This is a genomic window from Streptomyces sp. CA-243310, assembly GCF_050936775.1.
Lineage (GTDB): Bacteria > Actinomycetota > Actinomycetes > Streptomycetales > Streptomycetaceae > Streptomyces.
Genome location: NZ_JBNJMF010000002.1, coordinates 2178629 through 2190613, shown reverse-complemented (window position 1 = coordinate 2190613; position 11985 = coordinate 2178629). Strand labels below are relative to the sequence as shown.

8 protein-coding genes are annotated in these 11985 nt (G+C 70.0%); 6 read left to right on the top strand and 2 right to left on the bottom strand.

Annotated features, from left to right (window positions below; translation table 11 throughout):
- Positions 1–61: 61 nt before the first annotated feature.
- Together ACQEVM_RS27465 and ACQEVM_RS27460 are read right to left on the bottom strand one after the other, a co-directional pair.
- The gene (locus tag ACQEVM_RS27465; protein WP_053682904.1) at positions 62–1093 is read right to left on the bottom strand and encodes a LacI family DNA-binding transcriptional regulator; all 1032 of its coding nucleotides are present in this window, start codon (positions 1091–1093) and stop codon (positions 62–64) included.
- Between the two features lie 25 nt (positions 1094–1118).
- A complete protein-coding gene (locus tag ACQEVM_RS27460; RefSeq protein WP_433083357.1) occupies positions 1119–2750 on the bottom strand; it encodes a glycoside hydrolase family 13 protein in 1632 nt (543 codons plus the stop codon).
- Between the two features lie 222 nt (positions 2751–2972).
- Between ACQEVM_RS27460 and ACQEVM_RS27455 the strand changes: the two genes are divergently transcribed.
- The 6 genes from ACQEVM_RS27455 (at position 2973) to ACQEVM_RS27430 (ending at position 11946) form a co-directional block, all read left to right on the top strand.
- A complete protein-coding gene (locus ACQEVM_RS27455; protein WP_433083355.1) occupies positions 2973–4247 on the top strand; it encodes an extracellular solute-binding protein in 1275 nt (424 codons plus the stop codon).
- 7 nt (positions 4248–4254) lie between these two features.
- Positions 4255–5292, top strand: coding sequence for a carbohydrate ABC transporter permease (locus ACQEVM_RS27450; protein ID WP_433083353.1), 1038 nt, complete (start codon positions 4255–4257; stop codon positions 5290–5292).
- A complete protein-coding gene (locus tag ACQEVM_RS27445; RefSeq protein WP_433083351.1) occupies positions 5289–6161 on the top strand; it encodes a sugar ABC transporter permease in 873 nt (290 codons plus the stop codon). Before ACQEVM_RS27450 ends, ACQEVM_RS27445 begins: the two co-directional genes overlap by 4 nt.
- A gap of 49 nt (positions 6162–6210) precedes the next feature.
- A complete protein-coding gene (locus ACQEVM_RS27440) occupies positions 6211–7812 on the top strand; it encodes a glycoside hydrolase family 13 protein (protein WP_433083349.1) in 1602 nt (533 codons plus the stop codon).
- Complete coding sequence (locus tag ACQEVM_RS27435; protein WP_351756946.1) at positions 7800–8816, top strand: LacI family DNA-binding transcriptional regulator; 1017 nt, start codon at positions 7800–7802, stop codon at positions 8814–8816. Before ACQEVM_RS27440 ends, ACQEVM_RS27435 begins: the two co-directional genes overlap by 13 nt.
- A gap of 1402 nt (positions 8817–10218) precedes the next feature.
- Positions 10219–11946, top strand: a complete 1728-nt coding sequence (locus ACQEVM_RS27430) for a carbohydrate-binding module family 20 domain-containing protein (protein WP_433083347.1) — start codon at positions 10219–10221, stop codon at positions 11944–11946.
- The last annotated feature ends 39 nt before the right edge of the window (positions 11947–11985 follow it).

The following is an 11985-nucleotide window of genomic DNA, read 5'->3' as shown; positions in this document are numbered from 1 at the left end:
GATCATCCCGTGGGACGGTCTTGGGACCGCCCGCTCAACCCCGGGGATGACGGGATCCCCCTCAGGGCGTACGCCGCTGCCTGGGCCCGGACGCGGTCGAACCGCGGACCACCAGCTCGGGGAGGAAGACGAACTCGCTGTGCGGGGCCGGCGTGCCACCGATCTCCTCCAGCAGCGTCCGGACCGCCGCCTGCCCCATGGCCTGCACGGGCTGCCTGATCGTGGTCAGCGGAGGATCCGTGAACGCTATGAGAGGGGAGTCGTCGAAACCCACCACCGACACGTCCTGCGGAACCTTCAGACCTCGCTGCCGGGCGGCCCGGATCGCACCGAGCGCCATCATGTCGCTCGCGCACACCACCGCCGTGCAGCCCCGCGCGATCAACGCGGTCGCCGCGGCCTGCCCGCCTTCCAGCGTGTACAGGGAGTGCTGGATCAGTTCCTCGATCTCGGCCTCGCCGAGCCCGAGCCGTTCCTTCATGCCGAGCCGGAAACCCTCGATCTTGCGCAACACCGGCACGAACCGCTTCGGTCCGACCGCGAGGCCGATCCGCGTGTGACCGAGCGCCGTCAGATGGGTCACCGCGAGCTGCATCGCCGCCCGGTCGTCGGGAGAGACGAAGGGGGCCTGGACCTTGTCGGAGAACCCGTTGATGAGGACGTACGGAACACCCTGCCCGCGGAGCTGGTCGTAGCGCCCCATGTCGGCCGTGGTGTCGGCGTGCAGACCGGACACGAAGATGATCCCGGAGACCCCGCGGTCCACCAGCATCTCCGTCAGCTCGTCCTCGGTGGACCCGCCGGGCGTCTGCGTGGCCAGCACCGGGGTGTACCCCTGCCGGGTCAGCGCCTGACCGATGACCTGCGCAAGCGCCGGAAAGATGGGGTTGTCGAGTTCGGGGGTTATCAGGCCGACGAGTCCGGCGCTGCGTTGGCGCAGCTTCACGGGCCGCTCGTAACCGAGCACGTCGAGCGCGGCCAGCACGGACTCGCGGGTGCCTGCGGCCACACCGGGCTTGCCGTTGAGCACGCGGCTGACTGTGGCTTCGCTGACCCCCGCCTGGGCTGCGATGTCGGCTAGCCGTGCGGTCACGGGATTGGACTGTACCGGTCACGCGTCACAATGCCCACCACGTACACGAGTCCGGGGGCAACAGGACACTGCGGCCGTCCGTCTCCACGGGTGCGCTGGACAGCACGGGCCGTCCCGGCGAAGGGAGTTGGAGCGCCTGCGACCGGGTGTTGAAGGTGCAGGCGAAGCCGGGGCGGGTGAACAGCAGCACCCCCTCGGGAGCGGGCAGCCACGTCAGGCCCCCGGCCTCGGGGGAGCCCAGTCCCGGCAACGCGCGCCGCAGCTCCAGGGCCGCCCGGTACAGCTCCAGCGTGGAATGCGGGTCACCGGTCTGCGCGGCGACGCTCAGCCCCGCCCAGTCGGCGGGCTGCGGCAGCCAGCTCCCGCCCGGACCGAAGTCGTACGGGGGCGCCTCCCCGGACCAGGGGATCGGGATCCGACAGCCGTCACGCAGCCCGTCCTGCCCCGAGCCGCGATGGAAGGCGGGGTCCTGGCGGACGGCGTCGGGGAGGTCGGTGACCTCGGGCAGGCCGAGTTCCTCGCCCTGGTAGACGTACGCCGACCCCGGCAACGCCAGCATCAGCAACGCCGCGGCCCGCGCCCGGGCCAGACCCCGCGCACCGCCCCCGTACCGGGTCACGTGCCGCACCACGTCGTGATTCGACAACACCCACGTCGTCGGCGCACCCACGGAAGCCGTCGCGGCCAGCGACTCGTCGATGACGGTGCGCATCGCGACGGCGTCCCACGGACAGTTCAGGAAGCGGAAGTTGAAGGCCTGGTGCAGCTCGTCGGGCCGTACGTACAGCGCGAGCCGCTCCGAGGTGGGGGCCCAGGCCTCCGCCACGCCGATCGCGGGCCCCGGCCGCGGGCCCTCGTGCGCGTCGAGGAGCCGCCGCCAGGAACGGTGGATCGCGTGGACCCCGTCCTGGTCGAAGAAGGGGAGCGGCTCCGTACCGATCAGGGTGGCCTGGGCGGCGCGGCCGATGTCCGGCAGCCCCGGCGCCTTGACCATGCCGTGCGCCACGTCCACCCGGAACCCGTCCACGCCGAGGTCCAGCCAGAACCGCAGCACGTCCGCGAACTCCGCCGCCACCTCGGGATGGTCCCAGTCCAGGTCGGGCTGCTCGGGCGCGAACAGGTGCAGGTACCACTCGCCGTCCTCGACGCGGGTCCAGGCGGGGCCCCCGAAGATCGACTCCCAGTCGTTCGGCGGCAGCTCGCCGGCCGCGCCCCGCCCCGCCCGGAAGTGGTACCGCCCCCGGGCGGCGGGGTCCTCCAGGGCCGCCCGGAACCAGGGATGCTCCTCGGAGGTGTGGTTCGGCACCACGTCCACGATGACCCGCAGCCCCTGGGCGTGCGCGGCCCGCAGCAGCTCGGCCGCGTCGGAGAGATCGCCGAAGAGCGGATCCACGGCCCGGTAGTCGGCGACGTCGTAGCCGCCGTCCGCCTGCGGGGAGACGTAGAAGGGGGTCAGCCACACGGCGTCGACCCCCAGCCGGGCCAGGTGGGGGAGCCGCTCGCGCACCCCGTTCAGGTCGCCGACGCCGTCACCGTCACTGTCGGCGAAGGAGCGCACGTACACCTGATAGATGACGGCATCGCGCCACCATCCGTCGCTCGCGCCGGTGTTGCTGGAAGCGCTTGCAAGCCGGGGTGCGGTCAGCTCATGGGTCATGTCGGGGTCAACGCGGGGACGCGCCCCCTGGTTGCGGGCCCGTGGACTCGAAGGCGACTCGAACTAACAGCAAGCTGCGGCAACCGTACGGACACACGGATGTAACGATCGCCATCGCTTGCAGAAAGTTGCCGCAAGCTCTTTCGGTCGGCTTTCAGTCTTGTTACGTTCCTGGCAACTCGGGACCGCGAGGAAGCGGCCGGGATCATCGAAGGAGTTCATATGCGGCGTGGCATAGCGGCCACCGCGCTGGTCGCGGCCCTGGCGCTCGCGGCGACGGCTTGCAGCGGTGACAGCGGGAACGACAACGGCGACACCAAGGCCGGCGGTGAGCTGACCGGCACGGTGACGTGGTGGGACACCTCCAACGACGCCGAGAAGGCCAGCTTCCAGAAGATCGCCGAGGCGTTCACCGCGAAGCACCCCAAGGTCACCGTCAAGTACGTCAACGTCCCGTACGGCGACGCGCAGAACAAGGCCAAGAACGCCTTCACCAGCGGCTCCGAGGCCCCTGACGTGATCCGCGCCGACGTCGGCTGGGTCGCCGACTTCGCCTCCCTCGGCTACCTCGACGAGGTACCCGCCGAGACCGCCAAGAAGGTCGACACGGAGTTCCTCCCGCAGGCCGCGGCCAGCGGCAAGTACGAGGGCAAGACCTACGCCGTCCCGCAGGTCATCGACACCCTCGGCCTCTTCTACAACAAGAAGATGCTCGCCGACGCCGGCGTCAAGCCCCCCACCACGCTGGAGGAGCTGAAGACCGTCTCCGCCGCCATCAAGGCGAAGACCGGCAAGGCCGGCCTGTACCTGCGCGGCGACGACTCCTACTGGTTCCTCCCGCTGATCTACGGCGAGGGCGGCGACCTCGTCGACGCGAAGACCAAGACGGTCACCGTCGACAACGCCGCCGGCGTCAAGGCCTTCAAGGCCGCCCGCGACCTGGTCACCTCCGGCGCGGCGATCACCAACGCCACCGACGGCTGGGTCAACATGCAGACCGCCTTCAAGTCGGGCGAGGTCGCCATGATGATCAACGGCCCCTGGGCCGTGGCCGACAGCTACGCCGGCGACCAGTTCAAGGACAAGGCCAACCTCGGCGTTGCCGCCGTCCCGGCCGGCTCCGTCAAGGCCGGTGCCCCCCAGGGCGGCCACGACCTCGCCGTCTACGCCGGCTCCAAGAACCGCACCGCCGCCCACGCCTTCGTGGAGTACATGACCTCCCAGGAGGTCCAGGTCCAGTCCGCCAAGGACCTGAGCCTGCTCCCGACCCGCACGGCCGCCTACGAGCAGCCGGACGTCAAGGCCGGCGAGATGGTCCAGTTCTTCAAGCCGGCCGTCGACAAGGCCGTCGAGCGCGCCTGGATCCCGGAGAACGGCTCCCTCTTCGAGCCGCTGAAGGTCGAATACACCAAGGCGGTCACCGGGGCGGCAAGCCCCGAGGACGCGGCCAAGGCGGCCGGCGTCGAGTTCCGCAAGATCCTCAAGGGCTGGAAGTAACAAGACCATGGCTGCTCACACCAGCCAGTCGGTGGCGAAGGCCGCGGGCAACGATGACGGCGCCAAGAGCGACGACATCGCGGCCCGCGGCCGGAGCCGCAGGACTGACAGCGGGAATCGCGGTGGCTTCAAGCGCGCGCTGGCCACCCACTGGTACGCCTGGACGATGATCACCCCCGTGGTGCTCGTCCTCGGCGTCATCATCGGCTGGCCCCTCGTGCGAGGCGTCTACCTGTCGCTGACCGACGCCAACGAGCGCAACGTCGGCCGCACGATCGGCGCCAACCACATCGAGGCCACCTACGAGTTCGTCGGCCTCGACAACTACGCGGCCGTCCTCTCCGACCCCGTGTTCCTGCAACGGCTGGTGTGGACAGTCACCTGGACCGTCCTGTGCGTGTCGATCACCTTCGGGCTCGGACTGGCCCTGGCCACCATGCTCAACCGCGACTTCAAGGGCCGCGCCGCCTACCGGATGGCACTCATCCTGCCCTGGGCCGTCCCCGGCTTCGTCTCCGTCTTCGCCTGGCGGTTCCTCTTCAACCGCGACAACGGCATCCTCAACAAGCTGCTCGACGGCGGCGGCATCTCCGCCATCCCGTGGCTCGACGACCCGACGTGGGCCAAGGTCTCCGTCATCACCGTCAACGTCTGGCTCGGCGTCCCCTTCATGATGGTCGCCCTCCTCGGCGGCCTCCAGTCCATCCCCGGCGAACTCTACGAAGCCGCCGAGATGGACGGCGCCACCCCCTGGCAGCGGTTCCGGCACATCACCCTGCCCGGCCTGCGGGCCGTCAGCATGACGGTGATCCTGCTCTCCACCATCTGGACCTTCAACATGTTCCCGGTGATCTTCCTGCTCACGCGGGGCGGACCCGGCGACTCCACCGAGATCCTGGTGACCCAGGCCTTCCGTCAGGCCTTCGTGTCCAGCCCGCGCGACTTCGCGGGCTCCGCCACCTGGGGCGTGCTCATCCTCGCCCTGCTCATGATCTTCGCGCTGGTCTACCGGCGCTCGCTGCGCAAGCAGGGAGAGGTGTGGTGACCGTGTCGACCGCCACGAACAAGGAACAGGCGGCCGGACCCCGCCGGGGACGCCGCTCCCCGACCGCCTCCATCGGACTGCACGCCACCCTGGTCGTCGCGTCCATCATCGCGGTCTTCCCGGTCCTGTGGGTCCTGCTGACCTCCATCAAGCCCGCGAAGCACGCCATCAGCACCGACTTCGTGAAGGAACCCACCCTCGACAACTACCGCTACCTGGTGGAGTCGACCTCCTTCTTCTCCTGGTTCGCCAACTCCGTCCTCGTCGCCGGCGTCACCACGATCCTCGGCGTGTTCATCGCGGCCACCACCGGCTACGCCGTCAGCCGGTTCAAGTTCCCCGGGATGAAACCCCTCATGTGGACCCTGCTCATCACGCAGATGTTCCCCATGGCCATCCTCATCGTCCCGCTCTACAACCTCATGGGACAGCTCGGCCTGCTCAACCAGCCCGTCGGCCTGATCATCACGTACCTCACCATCGCCGTGCCCTTCTGCGCCTGGATGATGAAGGGCTTCTTCGACACCATCCCGGTGGAGATCGACGAATCCGGCCGCGTCGACGGACTCAACCCCTTCGGGACCTTCTGGCGGCTGATCCTGCCCCTGGCCAAACCCGGCCTCGCCGTGACCGGCTTCTACGCCTTCATCACCGCCTGGGGCGAGGTCGCCTACGCCTCCGCCTTCATGGTCGGCGACGAGAACCTCACCCTGGCCGGCGGACTGCAGACCTTCGTCACGCAGTACACCTCCAACTGGGGAGCGATGACCGCCGCCTCGGTCCTCATCGCCATCCCCGCCGCCGTCTTCTTCCTCTTCGCCCAGCGTCACCTCGTCGCCGGGATGACCGCAGGCGCGACCAAGGGCTGACCACCCCTGCCTGCTCCCGCATCACCGGCCCGATCTCTTCAAGGACGACATGACCCAGCACCTCGCCGACGCCCTCCCCACCACGACCGGTACCCAGCCCGGCTGGTGGAGAGAAGCGGTGATCTACCAGGTCTATCCACGCAGCTTCGCCGACTCCAACGGGGACGGCATGGGGGACCTCGAAGGCATCCGGAGCCGACTGCCCCACCTCAAGGAACTGGGCGTCGACGCCGTCTGGCTCAGCCCCTTCTACGCCTCCCCGCAAGCCGACGCCGGATACGACGTCGCGGACTACCGGGCCATCGACCCCATGTTCGGCACCCTGCACGACGCCGACGCCGTGATCCGCGAAGCCCACGCACTGGGCCTGCGCATCATCGTGGACCTCGTCCCCAACCACTGCTCCGACCAGCACGAATGGTTCAAGCAGGCACTCCGCGAAGGCCCCGGAACCCCCCTGCGCGACCGCTTCCACTTCCGGGCGGGGCGGGGCGCGGCCGGCGAGCTGCCGCCGAACGACTGGGAGTCGATCTTCGGGGGCCCCGCCTGGACCCGCGTCGAGGACGGCGAGTGGTACCTGCACCTCTTCGCGCCCGAGCAGCCCGACTTCAACTGGGAACACCCCGCCGTCCAGGACGAGTTCCGCTCCATCCTGCGGTTCTGGCTCGACCTCGGCGCCGACGGCTTCCGCATCGACGTCGCCCACGGCCTCGTCAAGGCCCCCGGCCTCCCCGACCTCGGCCGCGACGAACAACTCAAGCTCCTCGGCAACCAGGTCCTCCCCTTCTTCGACCAGGACGGCGTCCACGAGATCTACCGCTCCTGGCGCACCGTCCTCGACGAGTACGCCGGCGACCGCATCGGCGTCGCAGAGGCCTGGACCCCCAGCGCCGACCGCACCGCCCTGTACCTGCGCCCCGACGAACTCCACCAGGCCTTCAACTTCCACTACCTGAACACCGGTTGGGACGCCGACGCACTGCGCTCCGCCATCGACGAGTCCCTCGACGCCATGCGGCCCGTGGGTGCGCCGACGACGTGGGTGTTGTCGAATCACGACGTGGTGCGGCACGTGACCCGGTACGGGGGCGGTGCGCGGGGTCTGGCCCGGGCGCGGGCCGCGGCGTTGCTGATGCTGGCGTTGCCGGGGTCGGCGTACGTCTACCAGGGCGAGGAACTCGGCCTGCCCGAGGTCACCGACCTCCCCGACGCCGTCCGCCAGGACCCGTCCTTCTTCAAGGAGAACGGCCAGGACGGGCTTCGCGACGGCTGCCGCGTACCGATCCCGTGGTCGGGCAACGAGGCCCCGTACGGCTTCGGCAGCGGCGGCAGCTGGCTGCCGCAGCCCGCCGACTGGGCCGGCCTGAGCGTCGAGGCCCAGACCGGCGACCCGCACTCCACGCTGGAGCTGTACCGGGCCGCGCTGCGCATCCGCCGCGAGCGCGACGACCTGGGCGCGGGTGACTCCGTGCAGTGGCTGGAGGCCCCCGAAGGCGTACTGGCTTTCCGCCGGGGCACGTTCACCTGCACGGTCAACACCACCGGGGAGCCCGTACGCATGCCGCTGCCCGGCACGGTACTGCTGGCCAGCGCCGAGCTGACCGACGCGGACGTACTGCCCGGCGACACGGCGGTGTGGTGGCAGGGGTGACCAACCCCCTCCGGCTGACGGACATCGCCGCGCAGGCCCAGGTCAGCGAGGCGACCGTCAGCCGCGTCCTCAACGGGAAGGCGGGCGTCGCGGCCGGCACCCGGCACAAGGTGCTGGCCGCGCTCGACCTGCTGGGCTACGAACGCCCGGTGCGGCTCAAACGCCGCAGCAACGGCCTCGTCGGCCTGCTCATCCCGGAACTCACCAACCCCATCTTCCCGGCGTTCGCCCAGGTCATAGAGCAGGCGCTGGCGGGGCACGGGTACACGCCGGTGCTCTGTACCCAGACGCCGGGCGGGGCCACCGAGGACGAGCTGGTCGAGCAACTGGAGGAGCGGGGGGTCACCGGCATCGTCTTCCTGTCCGGCCTGCACGCGGACTCCTCCACCGACCCGTCGCGCTACCAACGGCTCGCCTCCCGGGGCGTGCCGTTCGTCCTGATCAACGGCTTCAACGAGCACGTCAACGCGCCCTTCATCTCACCGGACGACCGGGCCGCCGCCGACATGGCCGTCCGGCACCTCGAAGACCTCGGGCACCGCCGCATCGGCCTGGCCATCGGGCCGACGCGTTACGTCCCGTCGGCGCGCAAGGAGGCAGGGTTCACCGCCGCCCTGCCCTCGGCCGCCGCCGAAGGGCTCATCCAGCGCACCCTGTTCACCGTCGAGGGCGGCCACGCGGCAGGCGGAGCCCTGCTCGACCGCGGGTGCACCGGCATCGTGTGCGGCAGCGACCCGATGGCGCTCGGTGTGATCCGCGCGGCCCGGGAACGAGGACTGCGCGTACCGGAGGACGTGTCGGTCGTCGGCTTCGACGACTCCCCGCTGATCGCCTTCACCGACCCCCCGCTGACGACGGTCCGCCAACCGGTCCGCGCGATGGCGACGGCCGCGGTGGGCGCCCTGCTCGAAGCGGTGTCGGGAACACCCGTCCAGCGCACCGAGTACGTCTTCCAACCGGAACTGGTCGTCAGAGGCTCGACCGGGCAGGGGCCGGGCGGCTGAGGAGGTCGGGGGGCTGAGGGGGTCGGGGGTGCGGGTGGGCGGTAGCCGCTCGGGCGGTGGTGTGAGGGGTTGGGGGCGTCCCGTCAGTCCACTGTCCTTCCGGTGCGGGCCGGTCCCTCAAGGGCGCTCGCTTCGCTCGCGTCGCTCCGCGATGGCCTGCGGCCACCCTTGACCGACCGGCCCGAACCGAAATGCCAAGACTGTCGGGAAGCCCCCGAAGGATGGCCGGGGGGTGTGCAATGGGAGGACGGGCCCGTCAGAGAGGCAAAGGGAGGGCTCCGCTCGCAGGACTCCCCGAAACAACACATCAAGAAGTCACGGGCGGGCGCGCCCGAGGTCGCGACAGATCGCTACACACTTGCTCTCGGTCAAGCGTCCGCAGGCCGCCTGTGGTCGGGCATGAACCGCAGCAGGTCGCTGTCTGGTGGGTCTCGGCTCAGCGTCTGCGGCCCGTCGGTGGTCGGGCACAAGCCACCCGAGGTCATGACGTGATGGGTCACGATCAGCGGGTGCCTCTGCGTCCCTGATCAGGGGTACGGGGAGTGGCGGGCGGTCTGACGGACTCTGTGGTTGAAGACGACGTCTTTCCGCTCCACCAACACCCACCTGCACGCACTGACGCTCTGCCTGCTTGCGAGAAGGGCTCGAACGGCAACAGAAGACGGTCGAATCATCCCCGGTTGACGTCAAGCACCCAACGATCCACGAGTGCGCCCCTGATCACCCGCAGACGCCTCTCCCACGCCCGCCCATCGCCCGGATCGCCGCTCATGTCCACCCCAAGACGGCCTGTAGACGCTGAACCGAGTCCAACTGTGCAGCGATCCGTCGCGGCTTGTGCCCGACCACAGGCTGCCTGCGGACGCTGAGCCGAGAGCGAGTGTGTAGCGATCCGGCGCGTGCCGGAGTGAGTGCCGGCGACGTCTTGGGGCTCTGATCCGATGGGCCCTGCGAGCGGAGCCCTCCCTTTGCCTCTCTGACGGGCCCGTCCTCCCTTTGCACACCCCCCGGCCATCCTTCGGGGGCTTCCCGACAGTCTTGGCATTTCGGTTCGGGCCGGTCGGTCAAGGGTGGCCGCAGGCCATCGCGGAGCGACGCGAGCGAAGCGAGCGCCCTTGAGGGACCGGACCGCACCGGAAGGACAGTGGACTGACGGGACGCCCCCAACCCCTCACACCCCCGCCCGAGCGGCTACCGCCCACCCGCACCCCCGACCCTGCCCCGCTCGAAGACCCCGCCCCCATCTCCCCGCCCCAACTCCCGCCCCCACGGCGGCGTTCCGGCACAGACCGGGACACGTCGACGAAACAATTCTGCAATCCCTTGCGCAAGGTCTTGCAGGGGTTCGGCCTGGCACCTACCGTCGCTGCAATCCCCACCTCTTCCGCCAGGAGGCCCCCGCATGCCTGCCAGAGCCGTCAGTGCTGCAAGAACCACCAGAGCCACAACGCTGTTCGCCGCCACCGCACTTGTCGCCGCGACCTTCACCGTTCAGGCTCCCGGGGCGCTCGCCGCCGCTCCCGGCGCCAAGGACGTCACCGCCGTGTTGTTCGAGTGGCGCTTCGACTCCGTCGCGCGGGCCTGCACCGACAGCCTGGGACCCGCCGGTTACGGCTACGTCCAGGTGTCGCCTCCGCAGGAGCACATCCAGGGCGACCAGTGGTGGACCTCGTACCAGCCCGTCAGCTACAAGATCGCCGGGCGGCTCGGTGACCGGACGGCGTTCAAGGCGATGGTCGACACCTGCCACGCCGCCGGCGTGAAGGTGGTCGCCGACTCCGTCATCAACCACATGGCCGCTGCCGACGGCACCGGTACGGGCGGCTCTTCGTACACGAAGTACGGCTACCCCGGCCTCTACTCCGGCGCCGACATGGACGACTGCCGGGCGACGATCTCCAACTACCAGGACCGGGCCAACGTCCAGAACTGCGAACTGGTGCAGCTCGCCGACCTCGACACCGGCGAGGAGTACGTGCGCGGCCGCATCGCCGGCTACCTCGACGACCTGCTCTCCCTCGGCGTCGACGGCTTCCGGATCGACGCGGCCAAGCACATGCCCGCCGCCGACCTCGCCAACATCAAGTCGCGGCTGAGCAACCCCTCCGCCTACTGGAAGCAGGAGGCGATCTTCGGTGCGGGCGAGGCGGTGTCGCCGTCCGAGTACCTCGGCAACGGTGACGTCCAGGAGTTCCGCTACGCCCGAGACCTCAAGCGGGTCTTCCAGAGCGAGAGCCTCGCCCACCTGAAGAACTTCGGCGAGGCGTGGGGCTACATGCCCTCCGGACAGTCCGGCGTCTTCGTCGACAACCACGACACCGAGCGCAACGGCGAGACCCTCAGCTACAAGGACGGTTCCGCCTACACCCTCGCCAACGTCTTCATGCTGGCCTGGCCGTACGGATCGCCGGACGTGCACTCCGGATACGAGTGGAGCCAGAAGGACGCCGGTCCGCCCAACGGCGGCTCGGTGAACGCCTGTTACGCCGACGGTTGGAAGTGCCAGCACGCGTGGCGGGAGATCTCCTCCATGGTGGGCTTCCGCAACGCCGCGCGCGGCCAGTCCGTCACCGACTGGTGGGACAACGGCGGTGACCAGATCGCGTTCGGGCGCGGCGCCAAGGCGTACGTGGCGCTCAACCACGAGGGCGCGGCGCTGACCCGGACCTTCCAGACGTCCCTCCCGGCGGGCGGTTACTGCGACGTCCAGAGCGGGCGGACGGTCACGGTCGACTCGGCGGGCCGCTTCACGGCCACCCTCGGCGCCGGCAGCGCGGTGGCCCTGCACGTGAACGCCCGCACCTGCGCCGGCGGCGGCACCCCGCCGCCGGCCGGGGACGCCGGGGCCTCGTTCGGCGTGAACGCCTCCACGGTCCCCGGCCAGAACATCCACGTGACGGGTGACCGGGCCGAGCTCGGGAACTGGAACACCTCCGTCGCCCCGAAGCTGGACCCTGCGGCCTACCCGGTGTGGAAGCTCGACGTCACGCTTCCGCCCGGCACGTCCTTCTCGTACAAGTACGTGCGCAAGGACGCCTCGGGGAACGTCACCTGGGAGAGCGGCGCCAACCGTTCCGCCACCGTTCCCGCGAGCGGTCGGGTCACGTTGACCGACACCTGGCGCAACTGACCCCCGCCCCCGAACCAGGGCCGCCCGGCACCCCACTCC

What these genes read in the sequence shown, in the direction of transcription:
- ACQEVM_RS27455 (WP_433083355.1), top strand. Translation starts at nt 2,973, where the DNA reads ATGCGGCGTGGCATAGCGGCCACCGCGCTGGTCGCGGCCCTGGCGCTC.
- ACQEVM_RS27440 (WP_433083349.1), top strand. Translation starts at nt 6,211, where the DNA reads ATGACCCAGCACCTCGCCGACGCCCTCCCCACCACGACCGGTACCCAG.
- ACQEVM_RS27460 (WP_433083357.1), bottom strand. Translation starts at nt 2,750, where the DNA reads ATGACCCATGAGCTGACCGCACCCCGGCTTGCAAGCGCTTCCAGCAAC.
- ACQEVM_RS27430 (WP_433083347.1), top strand. Translation starts at nt 10,219, where the DNA reads ATGCCTGCCAGAGCCGTCAGTGCTGCAAGAACCACCAGAGCCACAACG.
- ACQEVM_RS27450 (WP_433083353.1), top strand. Translation starts at nt 4,255, where the DNA reads ATGGCTGCTCACACCAGCCAGTCGGTGGCGAAGGCCGCGGGCAACGAT.